This is a genomic window from Tolumonas auensis DSM 9187, assembly GCF_000023065.1.
GTDB lineage: Bacteria > Pseudomonadota > Gammaproteobacteria > Enterobacterales > Aeromonadaceae > Tolumonas > Tolumonas auensis.
Map to the genome: position 1 here is coordinate 3,228,061 of NC_012691.1, position 24,440 is coordinate 3,252,500.

Annotated in this window: 25 protein-coding genes, 2 rRNA genes and 1 pseudogene (1 of these 28 running past the window's edge); 6 read left to right on the plus strand and 22 right to left on the minus strand. The window is 47.5% G+C overall.

Features of this window, described 5'->3' with window-relative positions; genetic code table 11:
* The first annotated feature begins 60 nt into the window (after positions 1-60).
* Both lgt and TOLA_RS15110 read left to right on the plus strand, forming a co-directional pair.
* Positions 61-837: a prolipoprotein diacylglyceryl transferase gene (lgt, locus tag TOLA_RS15105; protein WP_015879983.1), complete on the plus strand. Its 777-nt coding sequence runs from the start codon at positions 61-63 to the stop codon at positions 835-837.
* A 114-nt stretch (positions 838-951) separates the two neighbouring features.
* A complete protein-coding gene (locus TOLA_RS15110; RefSeq protein WP_015879984.1) occupies positions 952-1,455 on the plus strand; it encodes a GspH/FimT family pseudopilin in 504 nt (167 codons plus the stop codon).
* An 11-nt stretch (positions 1,456-1,466) separates the two neighbouring features.
* Here TOLA_RS15110 and TOLA_RS15115 read toward each other — a convergent pair whose 3' ends face one another.
* The 11 genes and pseudogenes from TOLA_RS15115 to murJ all read right to left on the minus strand — a co-directional run bounded on the left by TOLA_RS15115 (position 1,467) and on the right by murJ (position 12,964).
* Positions 1,467-3,449 (minus strand): pilus assembly protein, encoded by a 1,983-nt coding sequence (locus TOLA_RS15115; RefSeq protein ID WP_015879985.1) that lies wholly within the window; start codon positions 3,447-3,449, stop codon positions 1,467-1,469.
* Positions 3,450-3,471: 22 nt separating this feature from the next.
* Positions 3,472-3,894, minus strand: a complete 423-nt coding sequence (locus TOLA_RS15120; protein ID WP_015879986.1) for a pilus assembly PilX N-terminal domain-containing protein — start codon at positions 3,892-3,894, stop codon at positions 3,472-3,474.
* On the minus strand, positions 3,894-4,811 hold the full coding sequence (locus tag TOLA_RS15125; protein WP_041609555.1) for a PilW family protein: 918 nt from the start codon (positions 4,809-4,811) through the stop codon (positions 3,894-3,896). The genes TOLA_RS15120 and TOLA_RS15125 overlap by 1 nt, the downstream gene beginning before the upstream one ends.
* A gap of 48 nt (positions 4,812-4,859) precedes the next feature.
* Positions 4,860-4,904: pseudogene (locus TOLA_RS17100) on the minus strand (prepilin-type N-terminal cleavage/methylation domain-containing protein); the annotation flags it as partial.
* Entirely contained in the window at positions 4,901-5,473 is a 573-nt protein-coding gene (gene pilV / locus TOLA_RS16405) for a type IV pilus modification protein PilV (RefSeq protein WP_015879988.1), read from the minus strand. The gene pilV and the pseudogene TOLA_RS17100, both read right to left, overlap by 4 nt.
* A 6-nt stretch (positions 5,474-5,479) precedes the next feature.
* Positions 5,480-5,884 (minus strand): type IV pilin protein, encoded by a 405-nt coding sequence (locus TOLA_RS15135; protein WP_015879989.1) that lies wholly within the window; start codon positions 5,882-5,884, stop codon positions 5,480-5,482.
* 178 nt (positions 5,885-6,062) lie between these two features.
* On the minus strand, positions 6,063-6,995 hold the full coding sequence (gene ispH / locus TOLA_RS15140; RefSeq protein WP_015879990.1) for a 4-hydroxy-3-methylbut-2-enyl diphosphate reductase: 933 nt from the start codon (positions 6,993-6,995) through the stop codon (positions 6,063-6,065).
* A 76-nt stretch (positions 6,996-7,071) separates the two neighbouring features.
* A complete protein-coding gene (gene lspA, locus TOLA_RS15145; RefSeq protein WP_015879991.1) occupies positions 7,072-7,566 on the minus strand; it encodes a signal peptidase II in 495 nt (164 codons plus the stop codon).
* Positions 7,563-10,379, minus strand: a complete 2,817-nt coding sequence (ileS, locus tag TOLA_RS15150) for an isoleucine--tRNA ligase (RefSeq protein ID WP_015879992.1) — start codon at positions 10,377-10,379, stop codon at positions 7,563-7,565. The genes lspA and ileS overlap by 4 nt, the downstream gene beginning before the upstream one ends.
* Positions 10,380-10,384: 5 nt before the next feature.
* Positions 10,385-11,338, minus strand: coding sequence for a bifunctional riboflavin kinase/FAD synthetase (gene ribF / locus TOLA_RS15155; RefSeq protein WP_015879993.1), 954 nt, complete (start codon positions 11,336-11,338; stop codon positions 10,385-10,387).
* A 60-nt stretch (positions 11,339-11,398) separates the two neighbouring features.
* Positions 11,399-12,964: a murein biosynthesis integral membrane protein MurJ gene (gene murJ / locus TOLA_RS15160; RefSeq protein ID WP_015879994.1), complete on the minus strand. Its 1,566-nt coding sequence runs from the start codon at positions 12,962-12,964 to the stop codon at positions 11,399-11,401.
* 192 nt (positions 12,965-13,156) lie between these two features.
* On the opposite strand from murJ, the gene rpsT reads away from it, so the two are divergent.
* Positions 13,157-13,420 carry a 30S ribosomal protein S20 gene (rpsT, locus tag TOLA_RS15165; RefSeq protein ID WP_015879995.1) on the plus strand — a complete coding sequence of 88 codons (264 nt, stop codon included), beginning with the start codon at positions 13,157-13,159 and terminating at the stop codon, positions 13,418-13,420.
* A gap of 72 nt (positions 13,421-13,492) precedes the next feature.
* Here rpsT and TOLA_RS15170 read toward each other — a convergent pair whose 3' ends face one another.
* From TOLA_RS15170 to nhaA, 3 genes are all read right to left on the minus strand, one after another.
* Positions 13,493-13,789, minus strand: a complete 297-nt coding sequence (locus TOLA_RS15170; RefSeq protein WP_015879996.1) for an ArsR/SmtB family transcription factor — start codon at positions 13,787-13,789, stop codon at positions 13,493-13,495.
* 79 nt (positions 13,790-13,868) lie between these two features.
* Positions 13,869-14,765 carry a transcriptional activator NhaR gene (nhaR, locus tag TOLA_RS15175; RefSeq protein WP_015879997.1) on the minus strand — a complete coding sequence of 299 codons (897 nt, stop codon included), beginning with the start codon at positions 14,763-14,765 and terminating at the stop codon, positions 13,869-13,871.
* Entirely contained in the window at positions 14,746-15,942 is a 1,197-nt protein-coding gene (gene nhaA, locus TOLA_RS15180) for a Na+/H+ antiporter NhaA (RefSeq protein WP_015879998.1), read from the minus strand. The genes nhaR and nhaA overlap by 20 nt, the downstream gene beginning before the upstream one ends.
* A gap of 435 nt (positions 15,943-16,377) precedes the next feature.
* On the opposite strand from nhaA, the gene TOLA_RS15185 reads away from it, so the two are divergent.
* Complete coding sequence (locus tag TOLA_RS15185) at positions 16,378-17,229, plus strand: thymidylate synthase (protein WP_015879999.1); 852 nt, start codon at positions 16,378-16,380, stop codon at positions 17,227-17,229.
* Between the two features lie 81 nt (positions 17,230-17,310).
* Here TOLA_RS15185 and ptsP read toward each other — a convergent pair whose 3' ends face one another.
* A complete protein-coding gene (gene ptsP / locus TOLA_RS15190; RefSeq protein WP_015880000.1) occupies positions 17,311-19,575 on the minus strand; it encodes a phosphoenolpyruvate--protein phosphotransferase in 2,265 nt (754 codons plus the stop codon).
* A 30-nt stretch (positions 19,576-19,605) separates the two neighbouring features.
* The gene (gene rppH / locus TOLA_RS15195) at positions 19,606-20,130 is read right to left on the minus strand and encodes an RNA pyrophosphohydrolase (protein WP_015880001.1); all 525 of its coding nucleotides are present in this window, start codon (positions 20,128-20,130) and stop codon (positions 19,606-19,608) included.
* A 209-nt stretch (positions 20,131-20,339) separates the two neighbouring features.
* Between rppH and mutH the strand changes: the two genes are divergently transcribed.
* Positions 20,340-20,999 (plus strand): DNA mismatch repair endonuclease MutH, encoded by a 660-nt coding sequence (gene mutH, locus TOLA_RS15200; RefSeq protein WP_015880002.1) that lies wholly within the window; start codon positions 20,340-20,342, stop codon positions 20,997-20,999.
* 147 nt (positions 21,000-21,146) lie between these two features.
* Entirely contained in the window at positions 21,147-21,473 is a 327-nt protein-coding gene (locus TOLA_RS15205; RefSeq protein WP_015880003.1) for an isoamylase early set domain-containing protein, read from the plus strand.
* 52 nt (positions 21,474-21,525) lie between these two features.
* Here the strand turns inward: TOLA_RS15205 and rplS are convergent, their stop codons facing one another.
* From rplS to TOLA_RS15235, 6 genes are all read right to left on the minus strand, one after another.
* Positions 21,526-21,873 (minus strand): 50S ribosomal protein L19, encoded by a 348-nt coding sequence (rplS, locus tag TOLA_RS15210; RefSeq protein ID WP_015880004.1) that lies wholly within the window; start codon positions 21,871-21,873, stop codon positions 21,526-21,528.
* 31 nt (positions 21,874-21,904) lie between these two features.
* Positions 21,905-22,654, minus strand: coding sequence for a tRNA (guanosine(37)-N1)-methyltransferase TrmD (trmD, locus tag TOLA_RS15215; protein ID WP_015880005.1), 750 nt, complete (start codon positions 22,652-22,654; stop codon positions 21,905-21,907).
* 30 nt (positions 22,655-22,684) lie between these two features.
* Positions 22,685-23,206, minus strand: coding sequence for a ribosome maturation factor RimM (gene rimM / locus TOLA_RS15220; protein ID WP_015880006.1), 522 nt, complete (start codon positions 23,204-23,206; stop codon positions 22,685-22,687).
* Positions 23,207-23,232: 26 nt separating this feature from the next.
* The gene (gene rpsP / locus TOLA_RS15225; RefSeq protein WP_015880007.1) at positions 23,233-23,481 is read right to left on the minus strand and encodes a 30S ribosomal protein S16; all 249 of its coding nucleotides are present in this window, start codon (positions 23,479-23,481) and stop codon (positions 23,233-23,235) included.
* Between the two features lie 198 nt (positions 23,482-23,679).
* Positions 23,680-23,794: ribosomal RNA gene (gene rrf, locus TOLA_RS15230) — 5S ribosomal RNA — on the minus strand.
* Between the two features lie 126 nt (positions 23,795-23,920).
* Positions 23,921-24,440 (minus strand): 23S ribosomal RNA (locus TOLA_RS15235); it runs 2,369 nt beyond the window's last position.

The window sequence follows — 24,440 nt, forward strand, 5'->3', positions numbered from 1 at the left end:
ACATGCTACTCTGTCGTTCATTCATGATTTATGTGAACTATTTCACTAACGAGAGAGAAGATGCTGTTCTGGAATGCAGATCCGATTTTAATTCAGCTCGGCCCGATTGCTGTCCACTGGTACGGCGCACTGTTCGCCACCGGCTTTTTACTGGGCTATCAGTTAATGCAACGGATCTACCGTCAGGAAGGTCGCCCCACAGAACAACTGGATAAATTACTGACTTACATTTTCATCGGAACTGTCGTTGGTGCGCGTCTGGCGCATACCCTGATCTATGAACCGGAATATTATCTGGCACATCCGATCGACATTCTGAAAATCTGGGAAGGTGGACTGGCCAGTCATGGCGGTGGTATTGGTGTACTGCTTGCGATTTGGTTGTTTGTCCGTCAGCATCCGGAAAACAAATTCCTCTGGCTGGCCGATCGTCTGGCCATTCCAACGGCATTAACCGGATGCTTTATCCGTCTGGGTAACTTCATGAACTCGGAAATTATCGGCAATTCGACTGATGGCAGCTGGGGTGTGGTCTTTGAGCGTATTGATACGCTGCCGCGTCATCCGGTACAGCTTTATGAGGCCGCCAGCTATTTTGCGATTTTCGTCTTATTGCTGATGTTGTTCCGTACCACGAAAAGCAAACAAACGGGTTTCCTGTTCGGTCTGTTTCTGACGTTGGTATTCGCGGCCCGTTTCATTATTGAATATTTCAAAACCCCGCAAGCTGCTTACGAAGCCGGAAATCTGATCTCGGTAGGACAATGGCTGAGCGTGCCATTTGTACTGGCTGGTATCGTTCTGATGCTTCTGTCTGCGAAGGAAAAAGCCCGCTGATATCTGACGGCAGTGATACTGTTAGCACCACCGTATCACTGCCGGATCTGGCAGTTTCAACTCTACCCGCTGGCATAGACAATCGGGATCTGACTCCATTACAGCAGAGCCACCATGCGCTCAGACGGCTTTACCTTCCTTGAACTGATCATCACGCTGGCAGTCGCGGCTATTTTATTGCTTGTTGGTATTCCCGGTTTACAGCACTTACTCGCCGAGAGTGCTCTGCAGACCGAAGGGTTTTCCTTGCATAACGCCTTGCACCGCGCCAGAAGCCAGGCGATAGATCATCAGACCGATGTAATTGTCTGTCTGGCTGATAAGCAGGAACAGTGCGTTAAACAAGGTTTCACCCACCTGCTCCTGTTTAACGACCAGGATCAGAACAGAAAATTCTCCGCCAGTCAAAATGGCGATACCATCCTGCTCCGGCATGCATTACCCGGCCCGGCTCTGACAATCACCACCAATCAATTACACTTTGTTTTTCAGCCCGATGGCACACAAGCCGGAACCCCGGGCACGATTAGTCTCTGCGGCTCAGGAATGAGCGAAGGGATAGGAATCGCCATCGCCATGAGCGGACGGGTACGACAACAGAAAATCAGCTGCTCTTAGCTGCAAGATGACTAATACTCCGAGGGATATTCCGCGATCTTGCGAGGTTTCAGCGCGTCCGCCAAAGAGATCACCGGTGAAGCACAACCCGTTTGGCTGTCAGCAACATCATTTATTCCGGTTATCCACAATTGCCCTGTTTCCGTTTGATATGCCAGCCCAGGATTTTCCAGTAATCGATCATGCATCTGACTTACGAACGCTGTCGCACCACTAAAAGCACCAGAGACCAGATCGATCTGGTACAAACGGGTAACACCAATTGAGGGTTGTCCGTTAGCTGAATGGCCTGCAGGAGCAAAAGAGGTAAACCATACTTTCCCGGCAACAACATAACCGTTGCCAAATACCTGCTCCTGCTGAGCCTGATCTAAATTCACATACCAACCCTGCATAAAGACACCGGGCGGTGTCTTATCGTTGCTTTGTGAATAGGCAGGATGTAACTCCGCGGCTTCCAGCGGGGCCGGAATAGCATCATTCTGCTGATAGGGCTTTACCTGCCGGTCAGGTAAAGCGAAATAACGGTTTTGAGCCGGAGCATTCCCGGAACCAAAACCAGGATTGGCCCGATCACCACTGCCAATTAAAACCCAGTCGGCAGGTATCTCAGCAACCGAATCCTTGCCAGTGTTAACTCTCAGCAACGAACGAACAATCACCGGCTGCCCAAAGAAACGGCGAGTATTGCTGCTTTCTGCATTCTCATCTGCCGTATGCCCACCACCGAGCACAGCCAGTTTACTCATCCGCCAGTCAGAAAAACGACCAGTCATATCCAGCCGCCAGACATTACCGCCAACATCTCCGACATATAGCCGATCTGTCCTGCCATCCAGATCACTATCCAGCAAAGCGACATCAGCCGGAATCGCGTCCGTCAGCGGTACCTGTAAATTAGTCAGGCCATCGGGCTCCGGGCTAACTGAAAACAATTTTTGCCCGGAATCCGCATCAATAATGTAAATAACCCGCCCGGTTAAAGCGGATGTTTCCGCTTGCGCGGCATAACCACCCGCCACGATCAGAACCGGTGTTTGTTGCGCCGATGAATTATCCTTGTCAGAAATATACGCCAATTGCGGTGCAGACCAGGTTTCCCCTAATAATTTGTATGCTCCGTTAGCGTCATTAGCGTCAATCTTCCACTTGAGTACCGGATGATCAGGATTTGTCAGATCCAGTGCATAATAACCACGCCCGCCCTGACGCATTCCAAAGAAAGCCCACAGATGATCACCTTCTGTTGATTCAATAATGCCATCCTTGTCTTTATCATCATGAAACAGCGTGATCGCACCATCAATGGCATATTGCCGGGGTTTAAATTGCCGGTTCTGTTGCTCCGAAATATGCGAGAAAAATTCCGCCGGAATAAAAGCCCAGGACTCATCAAGTGTATTCGCTTTATCACTGAATAAATGCAGGATGCCGGTATTAGTACCCAGCAGAATACGCCTGTCCTGCCCCTTATGCTGAACACCATAATCCAGCACCCGTGGCTGACTATGCATACTGTCACCCAGCAGAGCCGGGATAGATTTCTGTTGTTCTTCCGATAGCATAACCATTTGTAACTGCTGGTTTTTAAACCCGGATGTGAACAACCGGCGCACTGATTGAGTCATCAGCATAGTCTGTACTTCATCTTGCCCCCGAGAGTCAGTTATCTCCGTAGCCCAGAAACTGCGTGCCGCCGGTAAGACATTCCCCTGACAACTGAAAGCAGAAATACCATTTTGATCTACGACTTTACCTTCGTCAGTAAAGCGAAACTTGTTTAATCGTCCCAACCAGCCATGTTCAGACGAATAACTGAATGAAGATAAATAAAACCATTCTCCGGCTATAACCGGAGCAGAAAAGGAATAGGGGTGAGTAAATTGTTTCTCATCTGACCAGAGCTCGATGTCATCACTCTGTGCTACCGGAATCATGCCTGTGAACATCAGTACCAGAAAATAAACAACCACTTTGCTGAAATATTGACTCATTATTTATTCCTGAATCAGCGTATTAAAAAAATGGCAGCTCGATTGTTATGACTGCAAAGTTTTTATTTGCCAACCGTGCTGACTTATTAAGGACAATATCAATATAGCGACAGCGCTTAATTACATTACTGCTGCTTACCAAAGTGGTACGCCTGCATGGCATTTCATATTGCCTGCTGGTCTGAAATATTCCCTTTGTGCTATTTCTTTTGTCTTTACTCTCATCAGTGAATTCTTCCAGCAATTGCCGTAAATCAGGTTGCGCCCAGAAATCCTGCAACTGAGAATCCAGACTAGCTAGTGTATTGATACGGTGGCTGCCTGCAGCACTCATTTTCATCTGTTCCCGCCCCCACTGCATAACTGAGACAGCCATCAGTGTCAGCGGTAACATCAGAATCAGGATGACAGCTAATACCATTCCTTTCTGGTTTGTCATGCTCATCAATCTAACGCATTCCCCACACTGGCATTACGGAACTGCACACTCGATTGCAGCACCAGACGCTGATAACCATCATTAAACGGAACCAGTTTTTGATCGCCTAACTGATAGGTTTGTTCATTACGAAATCCCGGAGAGGGTTCCAGCGCCCTGATCAGCAAAAAAAGTTGAATTCCGGTGATTGAAAATGTATTCCAGACAACCGGGGTTATTTTCTCCGGAGGAAGGTATTTATCCGCCAGACCATCGGCTGGAACAGATTCATCCACCGCAACCAGCACCCGCAGCCGTTCAACGCCCTGAACCAGTGGAAGGCTGTATGCAGCATTCATCTGATCTGTCAGCTGGATCAAACGAAGCTCCGGGATGTTATTTAATTGCTGGATATAATAGATGTGATGTTGAAATTCACGGATTTGAGCCGTAGGCCGTACAGATAAATCATCGGTAGCATCTTTATCGTTACCGGCAAAAAACAGTGCCTGATTAACATTCGCAGCCAAATAAATACGTTGCGGATTCCAGCCAGTCGCTGACCTTTCAACAGGATCACCGACCTCTCGCTTTAACGACAAGACATCACTGTCAGGCTGTAATTTCAATTTCTTTAAACAGCTTAATTCCGCATTTAAAAAACCATCCGGATCCACATGTCTTGCCAGAAAAGGTCTCAGGATACCATTGTCACCGGCTGCAGGTAATGTTCCCCCCTGCGCTCCCCGCTCATCACGGCAATCATGAGCTTCCGCCAGTTTCAGCCGTGATTTAACATTACTATCAAGACGCAGAGTTTGTCCTGTCATATCACCGAAAAAACCTGTCTGCCGCAAATCCTGCAATAATAAATTCATCGCCAGGCGACCGTTTTCCTGTAATTCATTATAGATCTGCAATTGATGGTTGTTATTTCGTGACATAACATAAACAGAGAACGCACCAGATAGTAAAAATAACCCTATTGTGCTGGAAATTAACCACTCAAGAAGTGTGAATCCCCGTGATAACTTCATAACTGCATTTGCATCAAATATTGCCGCCGTCCCGTCTCAGTCTGACCACATTCAGTATTTAAAACGGGAATCATGGTTGATTTATCCGCATTATGAATAATCCAGTTAACCGTTAAATCAACATCAATCACTGGTTCAGTTTTCCGGTGTTTTAATGACAGGCAGACGGAGGCTGAAGATGATGGAAATGCACTGGCTAAATGTTGCTGCCAGTCGGTTACATCATGAAAAATTAAATCGTTATAACGGCAGTTTTGCTTTTTATTGCATGTCGGCAATAACGCTGTTGCGGATTGATTATTAATATTTAATTGATATGAACCATCATCTTTTAATAAAACAGATTTAAGCCAGGCTATTTTGCTCATCCGCAAACGTTCCATAATGTCATTTGCAATATAGACAGCCTGAGTGTGTTGTCTGGCCTCATAAGAAAACTTTGAGGCAAATCCGTACATGCCTGCAATCCCCAGTAAACTGACAGTCAGAATCACGGTACTGATCATCACTTCCAGTAACGTAAAGCCTTGCTGCGGTGCGACTAAATAAGCCTGGTTATTCTTAAGCATTGCGCATTACCAGCATCGGTCATGACTGGAGCTATCCCGGGAGCCGTCCTGCGCCAGAGAGAACATCAGACAATCAAGATCACTACTTTGCGAACCGGCAGCCATCGCAGTTAACAAAAAAGCAGAGGCAGATACGGCAACTGTAATGCGGTAATAACCATTTTCGGTCAGATAGCTATTGTCCGCAGCTGTACTCAACCCCAGATCGGATAAACTGGCATAACGTTGCGTTTGCAAAAAGAATTGTTCCTGCAACCCTGCGATATGACTCAATTCACTCCGGGCTTCTGAACGCCGACTTTCGCGCACATAGTGAGACATTGCCGGATATGATACCGAGGCCAGAATTCCCACAATCGCTATTGTGAGGATAAGCTCGATTAAGGTTACACCTTGAAATGGTCGCCACATTGACTAATGCCTGAAATATGAACATCAATGGGTTCATATCTTAATCAGAATCAGAGAATAAAAATGGCTGACAAAAACGGCAGGGACGTCGCTATATAGCAATCAAAACGGTGGCGAAGATTCATCCTCGCCACCGTAAGCTTAATATTCTTGTGATATTTATAATCAGGTCAGAGAATTAAACCCGTAATTCCACGGGCACTTCAAATACGGTGTCTTCGATCACACCATCCATCTGTTCAAGTTTACTGCCACCAAGCTGATACAAGCGATCAATCACACTCTGAACCAGCACTTCCGGTGCAGAAGCACCGGCCGTCACACCAACTGAATTGACATTAGTAAACCATTCATCCTGCAACTGTGATGCATCATCCAGCAAATAAGCCCTGGTTCCAAGACGCTCGGCCAGCTCACGTAACCGGTTGGAATTAGAGGAGTTTTTTGAACCAACCACCAACATGACATCAACCTGCGGAGCCAAAGCCCTCACGGCATCCTGCCGGTTCTGTGTGGCATAGCAGATATCATCTTTCCGTGGTCCCTGTATGGCAGGGAAGTGTTCACGTAAGGCATCAATGATATCCCGGGTTTCATCGACGCTCAGCGTCGTCTGCGTGACAAAACTGACTTTTTCCGGTTGCTGTACCGGTAAACTATCCACCTGATTAGCATCTTCTACCAGATACATACCGGTGCCATTTTCATCATACTGCCCGAGAGTGCCTTCAACTTCAGGGTGGCCTTTGTGACCTATAAGTACTACTTCCTGACCTTTACGGCTGGCACGGTGGACTTCCATATGTACTTTAGTCACCAGAGGACAGGTGGCATCAAATACCTGCAAGCCCCGTTTTCTGGCCTCTTCCCGCACACGCTTAGGGACTCCGTGTGCAGAAAAAATTACGGTATTACCGTCCGGTATTTCATCCAGCTCATCAACGAAAATAGCACCCATCGCCTTCAGTTCATCCACAACATATTTGTTATGTACAACTTCATGCCGGACATAAACCGGGGCGCCAAATTTATGCAGGGCATTTTTGACAATGGTGATTGCTCTATCTACGCCGGCACAAAAACCACGTGGATTAGCTAACAGAATTTTCATGATGCCCCCTCAGAGCCAGTTACAACAAAGCCGGTATAAATACCGGCTTATAATATCAGCTGATGTTAACGGTTAGTTACTTATCAGCAGGTTTCTTAATAAAACCATCCAGAATGATGAATACGGCCCCGCAGCTAATCGCCATATCAGCGACATTAAATGCAGCGAAGTGGTAGAGATCCTGCCAGTGGAAATCAAGAAAATCGACGACATGCCCATAGACAACCCGATCAATCAGATTGCCAATAGCTCCACCGATAACCAGGCTGTAAGCCAGGTTAGACAACGAACATTTTGCCGGTGCCTTTGCCATAGCAACAGCCAGAACCCCGGAAATCACAATGGCTAACCCGCTGAATAACCACCGTTGCCAGCCTTCTGCATCCGCCAGAAAACTAAATGCCGCGCCAGTGTTATAGACATGCACCAGATTAAAGAACGGAGTGATGACCACTCCGTGTCCATAAGGAATGTGCTGCATAATCGCCAGCTTCGCGGCCTGATCCAGCACAATGGCAAATACTGCCAGCCACATCCAGCGCAGACCTGTTCCAGTCAGTAAGCTCATCATGCAAAACGGCGAACTTCGCCTTCTCCAGCCACGTTAGTAACGCAACGGCCACAAATATCACCGTGACCTTCATGAGAGCCTACATCGTCAACATGGTGCCAGCAGCGTTCACACTTCGCCGCACTACTCACCGCAACCTGTAACCACAAACCAGCAACTTCCGTTGCCTGAGTATTTTCCGGCTGCGCATCCGCATCCTGTACTGCTGCTTTAGAGGTCAGTAACACGAAACGCAGTTCATCACTCAGCAGACGTAACTTCGCCGCCAGCTCAGCGTTGGCAAACAGAGTAACTTCCGCCTGCAGGGAACTGCCGATCAGTTTATCGTTACGTGCCACTTCCAGCGCTTTGTTGACTTCCGCACGAACGGTTAATAAATCCGCCCACACATTATCATCCAGCGCTTCGCCTGCCTGCATAGCAAACAAGCCAGTATACCATTCGCCTGTCATCACGAACTGATCGCGCTGACCTGGCAACAGTTTCCAAATTTCTTCGGCAGTAAAGCTCATGATTGGCGCCAACCAGCGAACCATTGCTTCCACGATATGGAACAATGCGGTCTGACAAGAACGACGGGCAATACTGTCTGCTTTGGCGGTGTACTGACGATCTTTGATGATATCCAGATAGAAAGAACCCATTTCCACGGAACAGAACTGCATCAGTTTCTGGGTCACAATATGGAAATCATAGTTATCGTAAGCGGCGATGATTTCTTCCTGAACTGCCTTGGCTCGGCTGACAGCCCAACGATCCAGCACAACCATCTCTTCTGGCTGCACCATGTCAGTTTCAGGATTGAAACCATTCAGGTTCGCCAGGAAGAAACGGGCGGTGTTACGGATACGACGATACGCATCCGCAGAGCGTTTCAGGATCTCATCAGATACGGTCATTTCACCGGTATAATCGGTTGAGGCGACCCACAGACGCAGAATATCCGCACCCAGCTTGTTCATGACGTCTTGCGGGCTAACGACGTTACCCAGCGACTTCGACATCTTGCGACCATGACCATCCACAGTAAAACCGTGGGTCAGCACCTGACGGTAAGGTGCCTGATGTTTCATGGCGACACCAATCATCAGGGAAGACATGAACCAGCCACGATGCTGATCTGAACCTTCCAGATACATATCTGCTGCATGGCCATTGAATTCAGGACGCACATCAACCACAGATGCATGTGTTGAACCTGAGTCAAACCAGACATCCAGTGTATCCGGGACTTTCTCGTAATCGGCAGCTTCAGCACCCAGCAACTCAGCAGGATCCAGATCCCACCATGCCTGAATGCCTTTAGCTTCGACACGTTTGGCGACTTCTTCCATCAGTTCCAGCGCGCGCGGATGCAGTGCCTGAGTCTCTTTATGCACAAACAACGCGATAGGCACACCCCAGGTACGCTGACGAGAGATACACCAGTCCGGACGGTTTTCTACCATCGCTTCAATACGGTTCTGACCCCATTCAGGGATCCAGCGCACGCCCTTAATCTCGGACAATGCTTTCTGACGCAAGCCAGCCTGTTCCATGCTGATAAACCACTGAGGGGTAGCACGGAAAATAATCGGCGTTTTATGGCGCCAGCAATGCGGATAAGAGTGCAGATAAGCTTCATGATGCAGCAGTGCACCGTGCTCACGCAGCACATCAACGACTTTATCGTTGGCTTTGAATACATGCTGACCGGCAAACAATGGCGTATCCGCTAAATAAGTACCATTACCTGCAACAGGGTTAGCCACTTCCAGATCGTATTTTTTACCAACCACAAAGTCTTCCTGACCATGACCTGGTGCAGTGTGTACCGCGCCGGTACCGGAATCCGTCGTTACGTGATCACCCAGCACAACCGGTACAGTGAAATCATAGAACGGATGATGGAAACGCAGCAGTTCCAGATCTGCACCCGCACAACGACCCAGAATGGTGAAATCAGTGATTTTGGCGCGGGCTAATACTGACTCATACAGCGCAGCACCCAGCACCAGACGTTCCGGCTGCTCACCATTGACCTGAACCAGCACATACTCCAGTTCCGGATGTAATGCGACACCGCGGTTAGCAGGCAGCGTCCAGGGGGTTGTGGTCCAAATAACGACAGATAACGGACCTTCACCGGCAGCCGCAAACTTGCCAGCCACCAGCGCTTCATCTTCGGCACGGAAACGGACATCTATCGCCGGTGATTTTTTATCGTAGTATTCAACTTCCGCTTCAGCCAATGCCGAACCACAATCGGTACACCAGTGCACCGGTTTAGAACCTTTGTGCAGATGACCGTTAGCAATGATTTTGCTCAAAGAACGGATGATGTTGGCTTCAGTGTTGAAATCCATCGTCAGATACGGATGTTCCCAGTCGCCCAGCACACCAAGACGGATAAAATCGGTTTTCTGTGCCTCTACCTGAGTCTTGGCATATTTACGGCACTCTTCACGGAACTGGGCAGCGGTAACCTTCTCACCCGGTTTCCCAACCATACCTTCCACTTTCAGTTCGATTGGCAGACCATGACAGTCCCAACCCGGAATGTACGGAGAATCAAAACCGGATAACCCTTTGGATTTAATAATAATATCTTTCAGGATCTTATTGACGGAGTGACCAATATGAATGCTGCCGTTAGCGTAAGGCGGGCCATCATGCAGAATGAATGATTTTTTACCTGCCTTGGCTTTGCGGATCGCCCCGTACAAATCTTGTTTGTACCAGTTTTTCAGCATTTCCGGCTCACGTTTCGCCAGATCGCCACGCATCGGAAACGCGGTTTCCGGCAGGTTCAAAGTATGTTTATAGTCGCTCATCAGTCCTAAATTCCATCAGGTTCAACACTGGCATCCGGCAAACCAAACCATTGTCTGGCCTGCCGGGCGTCCGCTGTTATCTGTGTTTGTAATGCGGTAAATGAAGGAAATTTCTGTTCATCCCGCAATTTGTGGCATACCCGGATTTGTAACTGCTTACCATACAAATCGTCTTTAAAATCAAAAATGTGTACTTCTAATTGTGAGCGTGTTCCACTGACCGTCGGACGAAATCCGATATTAGCCACACCGAAGTGCATCTTACCCGCAATCAGGATCTGAACGGCATACACGCCCTGAATAGGCACCACCAGCCTTTTCAGATGAATATTGGCGGTAGGAAAACCAATAGTTCGTCCCAGTTTAGCACCGTGAGCTACGCGTCCGGAAATACTGTACGGATGTCCCAGCATGAGCTCAACGTCCGCCAAACGGCCATCCCGCAATGCTTCACGTAACAATGTGCTGCTGACCCGTTGCTGATCATGCAGCAACGTATCCGTGCTTAATACCTGAAAACCATGTCGCTTACCGGCTTCAACTAATAAAGCAAAATCACCGCTGCGGTGTAAACCGAAACGAAAATCATCGCCAATCACCAGAAAACGCACCGACAGTTTGCGTACCAGGATCTGTTCAATGAACTGAGCAGCGCTTAGTTCAGCGAACGTATGATCGAATTTAACACATAACAGACGATCAATACCTAATGAAGCAATCGCCTCATATTTATCCCGCAAACGGCTAAGCCGGGCCGGCGCTTTATCCCGGGCAAAAAACTCCAGCGGTTGTGGCTCAAAAACCATTACACAAGAGGGTAGCCCCAATTGCTGTGCCCGTGCCTGTAACCGGCTCAGAACGGCCTGATGCCCGCGATGCACACCATCAAAGTTACCAATTGTGAGGACACAACCGGCATGCTCTGGGTGAAGATTGTGAATACCGCGGATTAATTCCATAAATACGGAGCCCTGTTACACTGCAAAACTGTCGGATTATATACTGAACGCCTCTGGTGATCAGCTCTCTGTCACAGTTTTGAAATGACGGGGACGCAAACCAACCAACCCCATCCCCAAACCATATGTGACAAGTGCAATAGCAATCAGCTTGGTCAGTTCCCATATGGAGCGCCATTGCGACCAGGCCGTCCAGCTGGATAACGGCGCATTTAACCAGAGTAAAACCCCTGCCATCAGCAATGTCGCTACTGTCAGACGAAGAACAAAGACAGCCGTATCCTTCCCGGGACGATAAATATGCCGGCGATATAAGCCCTGAAACAGCGATATCGCATTCACGGTGCCTGATAATGCGGTAGACAGCGCAAGACCGATATATCCCAGAGGATAAATCAAAATCGCATTGAATATCATATTGGATGCCATGGAGTGCATACCGTAGCGTACCGGTGTTTTCGTATCCTGCCGGGCATGGAAGCCGGGAGCCAGCACTCTGGCCAGCATCAGGGATAACAATCCGGAGGCAGAGGCCAGCAGGCTGCCACCCGCCATACTGACTTCATGCGGACCAAACTCACCACGCATGAATAACACCCGCAGGATCGGCTCACGCAAGACCATGATACCGGCCATCGCCGGCAACCCTAAAAACAGTACCATCCGGACGCCCCAGTCCATGGTTTGTGAAAACCGCAGCGGATCTGCATCGACGTGACGTCTGGAAAGTGAAGGTAAAATGACTGTGCTGATTGCCACCGCAAACATCCCCAGCGGGAATTCAAGCAGCCGATCGGAATAATAAAGATAGCTGATTGACCCCGTCGCCAGAAAAGAAGCCAGCATGGTGTTAAACATCAGATTAATCTGACTGACGGAAACACCAAATATCGCCGGCAACATCAGCGTACGGATTTTAACGACACCGGGGTGATGCCAGGCCCATGTCGGCTTAACAATAAAGCCCATTTTATAAAGATAGGGAATTTGATACAGCAGTTGCACCAGCCCCCCCACAAAGGTACCTACCGCTAATGCTATTTCCGGTTGTTCCATACCCGGTGCTATCCACCAGGCAGTAGCAATCAGCACAATATTCAGAAAAGTTGGAGTAAAGGAGGAGACACCAAAACGACCATAGGTGTTAAGGACTGCGCCTGACATCGCCGTAAAAGTCACAAACCAGAGATAAGGAAATGTGATCTTCAGCAACAAACTGGCCAGCTCAAATTTATCCGCACCAGGCTCATCATGCCACCAGGCCATAAACCAGCCCCAGCCAAACAAGGCAGATAATACCGTTGAACCAAGTACCCCCAGAATGGTAACCACAGTAATCACCAGACCGAGCGTTCCGGACGCGGCACTTAATAACTCCCTGACCGCCACTTTATCGCCCTTCGCTTTGTATTCAGTCATCACCGGTACAAATGCCTGATTGAACGCCCCGTCAGCAAACAAACGACGTAAATAATTAGGAATGCGATTGGCAAAGAAAAACACGTCAGAAGCAACACCAGCCCCTAGCAGATGGGCAATGGCAATATCCCGAACCAGCCCCAAAATACGCGAGGCAAAGGTCGCCGTAGTCACCATTAGACCAGATTTTATTAACTTCTTGCTCAAGATAGACCTCGAAAACTGTACAGCAGCCAGATTCCTGCTAAAATCGACCGACAGTTTAACTATCTGTGCTCTGGGTGGCTATAAGAGTGCGGTGGTTATTTGCACAAATTGATTGACTTTATCGGGTTGAGAAGGCATATTTCTCGGCCTTTTTATCACACTCGCTAAGACCGTTTTTTCAGGAGTTTTACCTTGGCTAACATTAAATCTGCTAAGAAGCGCGCTATCCAGGCAGAGAAAGCCCGCAAGCACAACGCCAGCCGTCGTTCCATGACTCGTACTTTCATCAAGAAAGTAGTAGCAGCGATCGCTTCTGGTGATAAAGCTGTTGCTCAGGCTGCTTTCGCGGCTGCACAGCCAATTCTGGACCGTATGGCGACTAAAGGCCTGATCCACAAGAACAAGGCTGCTCGTCATAAATCGCGCCTGTCTGCTCAGATCGTTGCAATGCAGTAATGCACTGCTGATCCGTTCAGACAAAAAAACCGGCTTCGGCCGGTTTTTTGTTTTTACACGGAGATCCAGTCATTACGAAGCACAATATAAATTGTGTAATGTGGCAATAATCGCCTCAACCTCAGCACTTCTCAGTGAATAATAGACTGTCTGAGCCTCTTTGCGGGTTTTAACCAGCTGATCCCGGCGCAACAACGCCAGATGCTGCGACAATGCCGACTGACTAAGCCCAATTTTCTGGTTCAGCTCGCCGACGGACAACTCACCACCCTGCAAACAACACAGTATGATCAGCCGATGACGGTTTGCCATGGCCTTTAATAACGACACAGCTTGATCGGCGCCAAGTTCCATTTCTTCGATGGACATTTATCTTTTTCCTCCGTGCCAAAAAGTGCGTCATCATAGCAGCAAATATGAGAATGAGAATAAATAGGGATAACGATTGTTACTCTAATCCGGCAAATAATGCTGAGAAGTCACTTTCACATAGTCGTTTAACTGCCGGATGCTGAATCATACGCTCCGCAAAAATAGCATAATACTCTTCTTTTAACGCATCCGTTTGTCCCAGCAAAACCACCGTCTGACCATCAAGAAATTCTTCCTGATAAAGCGTCGGCGCAACAAAGATCCCTTGGTTAAACAGACCAAATGCCTTCATTAATGCCGCATCGTCAAATTCACCGAAGATTTGCGGCGCTAACCCCTGCTCATCAAACCAGCGGGTCAGTTGTCTTCCCATCGCCGTTCTTTTCGCCGGAATCAGCAGTTTCCGCTCCATCAGACACTCCGGAAAAGCTTTCTCCGGCAGTGGTGCCTGACAGAAAAAGCTCACGCCACATTCGCCTAATTTTTTGGAAAGTAAATCCGGATGCTGCGTTGAATCCAGAGGACAGTCGGAAAGAATGACATCCAGCTTGTGCTCACGTAACTGAACCAGCAACATCTCATGGGTCGATTCAATACAGCGCAGATGCACAGCACTGTCGGCAGGTAAGGCCGCCAGCAATACTTTCGACGCAATACGCTTAGAAAGTACATCAGCAATCCCCACATTAAATGAACTTTCATTTTCTTTCTGGAATGTCACGACCTCAAGCATTTCATAAGAGAGCGAAAACATTTTATCCGCATAGCGAAAAACCAGCTGTCCCAGCTCTGTCGCTTCGATATTACGTCCTTTCCGCTTAAATAACCGCCCTCCCAGCCGCTCTTCTAACTGACGGATTTGTCCGGTAATCGTTTGTGGCGTCAGATACAGGGCCTCGGCAGCCTGGGTTACTGAACCCTTTTTCTGTGTCATCCAGAAGTAATACAGGTGGTTATAATTGAGATGAAACACGTTTCTGTTCCTTACGCTGACAAGTTCGGGTTGCATTCCTTAATAAAATATACCCGAAAACCGCAGCAATTAATGACCCAAACAGGATCCCAAGACGTGAGGAAGCAAAGGCTTCGCTAGCAGTGCCGAACGCCAATCCACCAATAAATATAGACATGGTAAAGCCAATACCACACAGCACGGAAAGACCAAAAAGTTGCTGCCACCCAACATTTTCCGGCAAAGCGGCTAATTTAGCTTTCACGGCCAGCCATGAAACCAGCATAACCCCCAACGGTTTACCGATAAACAGGCCAACAATAATTGCCAGCGGTAAACCAGAGCCCAGATCAGTCCAGGACAACCCCGAGAATGATAATCCCGCATTGGCAAACGCAAAAAATGGCAGAATAAAATAACTACTCCACGGATGCAGTTGATGTTCAAGTTGCCGTAACGGTGTATGAGTCGCCCCCCTGATATGGGGAATAGCAAACCCCAGAATGACACCAGCGATAGTGGCATGAACGCCTGATTTTAATACCGCCAGCCAGAGCAGAGCACCGACTATCAGATACGGTGTCAGCAGCATTACTCTGCTGCGATTCAGCATTAACAACATGGCACTCAGTGCGACAGCAAACAACAGCGGAATAGTGTGTAATTCAGCCGTATAAAACAGTGCTATGACCATAATAGCGCCGAGATCATCAATAATCGCCAGAGCCAGTAAAAAAACCTTCAACGAGAGAGGGACACGGCCACTTAATAATGACAACACACCCAGCGCAAACGCAATATCCGTCGCCATCGGAATCGCCCACCCCGCCATAAACTGAGGGGCGTCATTGATAATAAAAGAGAACATCGCCGCAGGAACGATCATACCGCCTATCGCAGCAATAACCGGTAAACCCGCCTGACGCATACTGGACAGAGACCCTTCCAGAGCTTCACGCTTGATTTCCATGCCAACCAGCAGAAAGAAAATGGCCATGAGCCCATCGTTAATCCAGAGTAATAAAGGCTTATGCACATCCAGACTGCCAACCCGGAACTGCACCGGAATATCCAAAAATGAGAAATAAATTTCAGACCATGGAGAATTGGCCAGTATCAGCGCCAGTACCGCAGTAAAGAACAGTATGATCCCGCTGGCAGCCTCCAGTTGCAGAAAACGTTTAACTAAGTCGACCATTGATACGCTCCTTACAATAATCTGGGAAGTATATCGATGATTACAGATCAGAAAAAATCTGTTTAACCTAGCATACTACTCGGTTTTACCGATAAACAGACCAGTTATCCAACTAGTTCTCTATTAATGAATAAAAATAATATTATTAAATTTCAATTGATTATGAATACAAACTGGGGGGCTCCCCAGATTTTTCCTGATCACTCATTGCGGTAAAACCGCCAATTTACAGTTTAATTACAGACCTTCTGGCAGCACTGATATAATAAAACGGTTAACCCGGAGAGGTCGTTGAAGTTGATTCAAATCGCCCGCAAACAGCAGCCAAATCAAACATCTTTTATGGAAAAGAGCTTCAACAGGAATGCCATAAAACAGTTACAAAAGATTGATCAGTTGCATGACCTATTCGATATGAAATTATAGGGGAAAAAAATGAAGCAATATCTAGACCTCTGCCAACGAATTATTGATGAAGGCGTTTGGATCGAGAACCAGAGAACAAACAAACGCTGCCTGACTGTTATCAATGCAGACTTAGTCTATGACGTCAGAAATAACCAATTTCCTATTATCACGACCCGAAAAAGCTTTTGGAAAGCCGCAATTGCAGAACTGCTTGGCTACATTCGAGGTTATGACAATGCAGCCGATTTTCGGGCATTAGGAACAAAATCATGGGATGCCAACGCGAACGAGAATGAAGCGTGGCTGAAAAACCCCGCACGTAAGGGTCTTGATGATATGGGGCGCGTCTACGGTGTTCAGGGCCGCCACTGGAAAACGCATGATGGAACTGAATTGGACCAGTTGGGTAAGATTGTTGCCAATTTATCGAAGGGGATTGACGATCGGGGGGAGATCCTAACCTTTCACAACCCAGGTGAATTTAACCTTGGCTGTCTTCGCCCTTGCATGCATACCCATACCTTTTCGCTGTTAGGTGATACGCTCTACCTAACCAGCTATCAGCGTTCCTGCGATGTTCCGCTCGGACTTAACTTCAATCAGATTCAAGTATTTACACTGCTGGCTCTCATGGCACAAATCACCGGAAACAAGCCAGGTTTGGCTTATCATAAGATCGTGAATGCCCATATCTATGAAGATCAGATCGAACTGATGCGCGATGTTCAGTTAAAACGCAAGCCTTATCCATCACCAAAACTTGAAATCAATCCGGATATCAAGAGCTTAAAAGATCTGGAAACCTGGGTAACGCTGGATGATTTCAATGTTACCGGTTATCAGCATCACGATGCAATCAAGTACCCATTTTCGGTTTAATATCCGTATTGCACCAATGGAAACCCGGAGAGCCAAGCATCGCGCCTCTCCGGATTACTGAATTAGTCACAGGTAAACTACTTAGGCTTTTTTACTGAGAAAACTCTGCAAGCCAAGTGATTCCAGATAGGCCGAGAATATCTTCCTTATCTGAGCCGAGTCATTTAATTGGATCGCCTGCGCAAGTAACGGCTCCAATGCATCTGTCCGTACCCGTCGCAGAAGATATTTGATTTTAGCGATATTATTCAGATTCATACTGAAACGACGATAGCCCATCGCTAACAAAATCAGCACCCCAATAGGATCACCGGCTAACTCGCCACAAACAGAAACAGGCTTAGCCTGCTGATTGGCAGTCTGAATAATTTGTTGCAGTGCACGCAGAACGGCGGGGTGCAAACCATCATACATATCAGCAACACGGGCATTATTACGATCAACAGCCAACAGATATTGAGTCAGGTCATTCGTACCAACTGACCAGAAATCGACATAAGGAGCCAAGTCGGGTAATAAATAAATTGCAGCCGGTACCTCAATCATGGCCCCCAGACTAGGATAACGGATTGCACCACCCCGTTCTCTGAGTTCATCAGATACCTCCAGCCATGCCTGATCCAGCAGACGCCGGGCCGACTGGACCTCACTGACACAAGAGATCATTGGCAACATGATCGCGAGGTTATCATTATGCTCACTGGCTCTTAGCATGGCTTTCAACTGCGCCAGGAATAACTCCGGATGATCCAGCGTAATACGGATACCCCGCCAGCCCAGAAAAGGATTTTCTTCACTGATAGGAAAATAAGGTAGCGGTTTGTCACCACCGATGTCCAGTGTCCGCATGCACACCTGACGCCCGCTATACTGCTCCAGTATCGTCCGGTAACGTTTCGTTTGTTCCTGTTCAGAAGGAAAGCTGTCATGCAACATGAACGGTATCTCGGTACGGTACAAGCCAACACCGTCAGAACAGTCCATCAGACAACTATCAACATCCAGACTCAAACCTGCATTAAGTAAAACAGATACCGGACATCCATCCAAGGTCTCTGAGGGTAATTGCGCTTCCTTAGCAACCAAATTATCAAATGCTTTGGCTTGCTGAATTAACTGCTCATATTCAGCAAGTACCGCACTGCTTGGCTGGATAATGACATCACCGCTGCTGCCATCAACAATCAGTTCCTGCCCGTCAAGCTCCTGTATTGGAAGTTCCAGACCCATCACAGCCGGGACACTCATAGTCCGGGCCAGAATAGCAGCGTGAGAATTCACTGCCCCGCGAACAGAGACCACTCCCGCTAAACGCTCTTTTGGGATCTCGGCTAATAAGGTCGCAGTAACCTCTTCAGCCAACAAGATAACAGGTTCCTTGAAGTCAAACTGCTCCATGTGACTGTGCGCCAGGCAGCTTAGCAAGCGTTGTGCAACATCACGGATATCCAATGCTCTTTCCCGCAGATAAGGATCACTCATAGCCGAGAACTGAGCAATAAGGCGTTCGCTTACCTGTCTTACAGCTGATGTAGCATTCCACTGATTCTCAGTAATTTCCTGCTCAATCTGTAAGATGAAATTCGGATCTGCAAGAATATGCTGATAGATATCGAAGATAGACTGTGAATCGATCTGAACGGCATCCTGAAAGCGCATAGCTAGCGAATCAAGATCCATTTGTACTTGCAGTACAGCCTGATTGAGTAATTCCAGCTGCAATTCCGGCTCATCGCTGTGCTTCAGATTAACTTGTGACAGCGCCATCTTAGGCTGCCATACCCAGGCTTTAGCGATGGCCATGCCAGATGAGACCGCAATACCGTGTACGGCCCGATGATTATTGGAGGAAGAGCTGATAAGCCCTTTCAGCTCCGCATGTGCAATACGAACAGCCAGCTGTGCTGCGAGGGTAACCAAAAAGGATTCATCAAGCTCAGTAAATTGCCGGGACAAGGTTTGCTGAACGACAAGCACCCCCAACACATTGCGCTGGTGCATGATCGGCACACCCAGGAATGTTTTGAACTCATCCTCGCCAACTTCCGGCAAGTATTTAAAACTGGAATGAGCCGGCGCATCAGCCAGATTAATCAGCTCTTCACGACGCCCCACTAATCCAACCAGACCTTCATTAAAAGGCAATACCGCTTTACCAACCGCTTCCTGAGAAAGGCCATCAGTTGCAACCAGGCGATAACGCTGACGCTGAGGTTCTGAAATATACACCGAACAACAATCAACATGCATGGCAGCACGGGTTTGCTGTACCAGAGCACACATCGCATCAAATAAAGATGGTGCAGCCGTTACACTTTCCACGATTTGCCGCAATGTTGTCAGCACAATATTTCTCCTCTCATTTATTCGGGATTACTAGCGGTACCCTTTTCTTCGGGGTTCTTTTTTGGCAACAGGTGGTAAATAAGGCATCGCGATAGCTGCAAATTCTTTCATCACCCGACGATAGACTTCACGCTTAAACGATACCACCTGTCTTACCGGATACCAGTAACTTACCCAACGCCAATCATCAAATTCCGGCTGACCATGGCAGCCAAACTGGATGCAGGCTTCTTTGGCCGCATCCAGACGCAGTAAAAACCATTTCTGTTTTTGTCCGATGCATACCGGCTTGCTTTCCCAACGGATCAAACGCTTTGGTAGCCGATATTTCAGCCAATTGCGACTGGTAGCAAGGATAGTAACATCATCCTGCTTCAGCCCTATTTCCTCGTACAACTCACGAAACATAGCCTGTTCCGGAGTTTCCCCATCATCTACACCACCTTGGGGAAACTGCCAGGAATGTTGTCCATAGCGACGAGCCCATAACACTTGTCCATTGCGATTGCAGATCACAATACCTACATTCGGGCGGAAACCATCGCCATCAATCACGCAATCACCTGATGTAACAACTTGAACTTACCCGATTCTTTCATATTAACTTCAGATCAGCAAACAGACATTCCCAGAGTGAGAGCTACAACGAATGCTCTCCGCAACCAAGTATCCCATCGCAGCAGATCTTTGCTCTATTTCTGTAATCAGGGGAAATGAGGTGCATACTATGATCTGATAATTGTACCTATCCCATAGATACTCTCATGTACCAGAATATTGACGAACTTGTTCATGCAGCGAATCAGCTCGCAGGATTAACACTGGCAGAACTGGCAGAACGATGCGGGATCATGATTCCATCATCGCTACGCCGGGAAAAAGGCTGGATAGGGCAGCTGCTGGAGTTTGCATTGGGCGCATCCGCTGGCAGTAAACCACAACAGGATTTCCCTGAACTCGGCGTAGAATTGAAAACATTACCTATTGCTAATAATGGTATTCCTCTCGAAAGTACTTTCGTTTGTACAGCGCCATTATTACACCAGCAAAAAATTACCTGGGAGACATCAAGTGTTCATCATAAATTATCGGCCGTGCTATGGATCCCTGTCTTCGGAGATCGTCAGCAGGATATCGCTTCCCGCATGATTGGTAACCCATGGTTATGGCATCCGACGGCTGAACAGGAGAAAATCATCCGGCAGGATTGGGAAGAGATAATGGAATTGATAGCTCTTGGCAAAGTAGAATCAATCAGTGCCCGTCACGGAGAAGCATTACAATTACGACCTAAAGCTGCAAATGGCCAATCACTGACGCCTGCAATCGGCGGCGAAGGCACGATAATACAAACCCGACCAAGAGGATTTTATTTACGTAGCTCTTTTACTCGAGAATTGCTCCATATGCAGTTTTATCTGTGAAGTCTGTCGCGATATACGCCTATGTAATACAGATTTCATGGACTTGAATAAAGCTATGCAGCTAACAATATCTGTGGTTATTTTTTGTCTTATTATTTATAAAAGAATATCAGTAGTAGTTCTACGGTTAAGACTCAAGGAGTTGACATGGCAGTTACAAAGAAATTTTTAAAAACGAAGCCTGAAGTACAGGTCACGTTCGAAATACAACCAGACTCAACAGAGAGCGCATCAAAGGTTTATGTCGTTGGTGAATTTGCTGGCTGGGAACCAGTTGAACTGAAAAAACTGAAAAGTGGCTTGTTCAAAACAACCATCAATCTGCCAACCAATCAGCAGGATAGCTACCAATACCGCTATCGTTTTATTTTACCTGACGGCTCGGAAAAATTTGAGAACGATGTGCAAGCTGATGGTTATTGCGGTAACCCATATGGCGGAGAAAATTCCGTTGTCTGCGTACTTCCGCAATAAAATTAGATACCAGTAATAAAAAAGCCTACCGAAGTAGGCTTTTTTATTTTTATCAGTTCAGCTTTTCTTTGATACGAGCAGCTTTACCTGACAGATTACGCAGGTAGTACAGTTTCGCACGGCGAACATCACCACGACGTTTCAGTTCTACGCTTGCAATCAGCGGGCTATGGGTCTGGAATACACGTTCCACACCTTCGCCATTAGAAATCTTACGAACAGTGAAAGCAGAATGCAGACCACGGTTACGCTTAGCGATAACAATGCCTTCAAACGCCTGCAGACGCTCTTTACCACCTTCGATAACACGAACTTGTACACGAACAGTATCACCCTGAGCAAAAGCAGGGATATCGGTACGTAATTGTTCCTGTTCCAGTTGTTTAATAATGTTGCTCATTGTATTTCCTACCTAGAATAAACTGAAAACTCTACTGCTGTTCAGCATTCAACTCCTGAACATACTGGGCAAGCAACTTAGCTTGCTCGTCAGTCAGAGCTAGGTTATCAAGTAATTCCGGTCTTCTTTGCCATGTACGCCCCAATGACTGTTTCAGACGCCAGCGACGAATATACTCATGATTACCACTCAGTAACACATCAGGAACCACTACTCCATCCAGACTCTCCGGACGCGTATAGTGGGGACAATCAAGCAGACCATCGGTAAAGGAATCTTGTTCAGCACTGGCCATATCGCCCAGAACGCCCGGAACAAGACGTGATACAGCATCGACTAAGGTCATTGCCGGTAATTCACCGCCACTTAACACATAGTCACCCACTGACCACTCTTCATCAATATCAGACTGAATTATACGCTCATCAATACCTTCGTATCGACCTGCGACTAAAATCAGCTTTTTGCAACGAGCTAGCTCAGTTACACCTGATTGCGTTAATTTTTTACCCTGAGGTGAAAGATAAATCACTTTCACATCATCTCCGGCAGCCTGTTTCGCAGCCTGGATAGCATCACGCAGCGGTTGCACCATCATCAGCATTCCGGGCCCGCCACCATACGGGCGGTCATCCACAGTGCGATGTTTATCATGGGCAAAATCACGAGGGTTCCAGTAATTAATATCCAGCAAACCCCGTTTAACCGCTCGGCCTGTTACCCCAAAATCCGTAATAGCACGGAACATGTCCGGGAAAAGGCTAATTACCCCGATCCACATACTACCTCCGCACAACAACAAATTTCGGAATCAGAATCCCGGATCCCAATCGACTTCAATCAAACGAGCAGTGATATCAATATGTTTAATCACTTGTTCGTCAATGAATGGAATCAAACGTTCTTTCATACCAAAGGCATCATTCAAATTAGCCTGAACGACCAACACATCATTAGAACCAGTTTCCATCAGTTCAGAAACCGTTCCAAGTTGATAGCCTTTAGTAGTTACCACCGCACAACCAATCAGGTCACGCCAGTAGTAATCACCTTTCGGTAAAGCTGGTAACTGATCAGATAAAACAGCGATATCAGCACCGGTCAGTGCTTGCGCATCTTCACGGGAATCAACACCATCTATCTTACAAATCAGACCATTGTTGTGACGTTTCCAACCGGTCAGCTGAATTTCACGCCACATCCCCTTGTCCATAATAAACCAAGGAGCATAATCAAAAATGCTTTCCGGATTATCAGTGAAAGAGTTGACCTTCAGCCAACCTTTGATGCCATAAACAGCACCAAGACGACCAACAACGATAGAACTATCCACGCTGACTCCCACCTACCAGATCGCAATTAAGCCGCTTTAGACGCGTCTTTAACCAGTTTAGCAACACGATCAGACAGAGATGCACCCTGACCTACCCAATGTTGGATACGTTCCAGGTCCAGATTTACTTTCTCAGCCTGGCCAGCAGCCAGTGGGTTAAAGAAACCAACACGCTCAATAAAGCGACCATCACGCGCGAAGCGTGCATCGGCAACTACCACTTGGTAGAAAGGACGCTTTTTCGCGCCGCCACGTTGTAAACGAATGGTTACCATATCGTCCTCATTAACTTTGATTGAACAGGCTCACAACCTAATACGAGCCCCAGCTTAGAATAAGCCGCGCAATTTTACTTAGATCGCCACGAAAAGCAACCAAAGCTGATAGCACAGCCTAAAATATAGTTTTACAAAAATCAGATGTAACACAAAAACCCCGCTTATGCGGGGTTTTTGTCTTCTTTCAATTTAGAAGCCTGGCAGTGTCCTACTCTCACATGGCGAATGCCACACTACCATCGGCGCTACAACGTTTCACTTCTGTGTTCGGCATGGGTACAGGTGGTTCCATCGCGCTATTGCCGCCAGGCATATTCGGGTCCCTTATCACTAACTCATTGGGTCTCGTTAGCAATAAGTCTTGGAAAGCTGTGACCTCGCGGTCTTTATTTCGTTCATCAATCAAACAAGCGCTTCAAAACTACTTGGGTGTTGTATGGTTAAGCCTCTCGGGTCATTAGTATGGGTTAGCTCAATGTATCACTACACTTACACACCCCACCTATCAACGTCGTAGTCTTCAACGGCCCTTCAGAGGACTTATAGTCCTAGGGATGACTCATCTCGTGGCAAGTTTCCCGCTTAGATGCTTTCAGCGGTTATCTTTTCCGAACTTAGCTACCGGGCAGTGCCATTGGCATGACAACCCGAACACCAGCGGTTCGTTCACTCCGGTCCTCTCGTACTAGGAGCAACCCCACTCAATCATCCAACGCCCACGGCAGATAGGGACCGAACTGTCTCACGACGTTCTGAACCCAGCTCGCGTACCACTTTAAATGGCGAACAGCCATACCCTTGGGACCAACTTCAGCCCCAGGATGTGATGAGCCGACATCGAGGTGCCAAACACCGCCGTCGATATGAACTCTTGGGCGGTATCAGCCTGTTATCCCCGGAGTACCTTTTATCCGTTGAGCGATGGCCCTTCCATTCAGAACCACCGGATCACTATG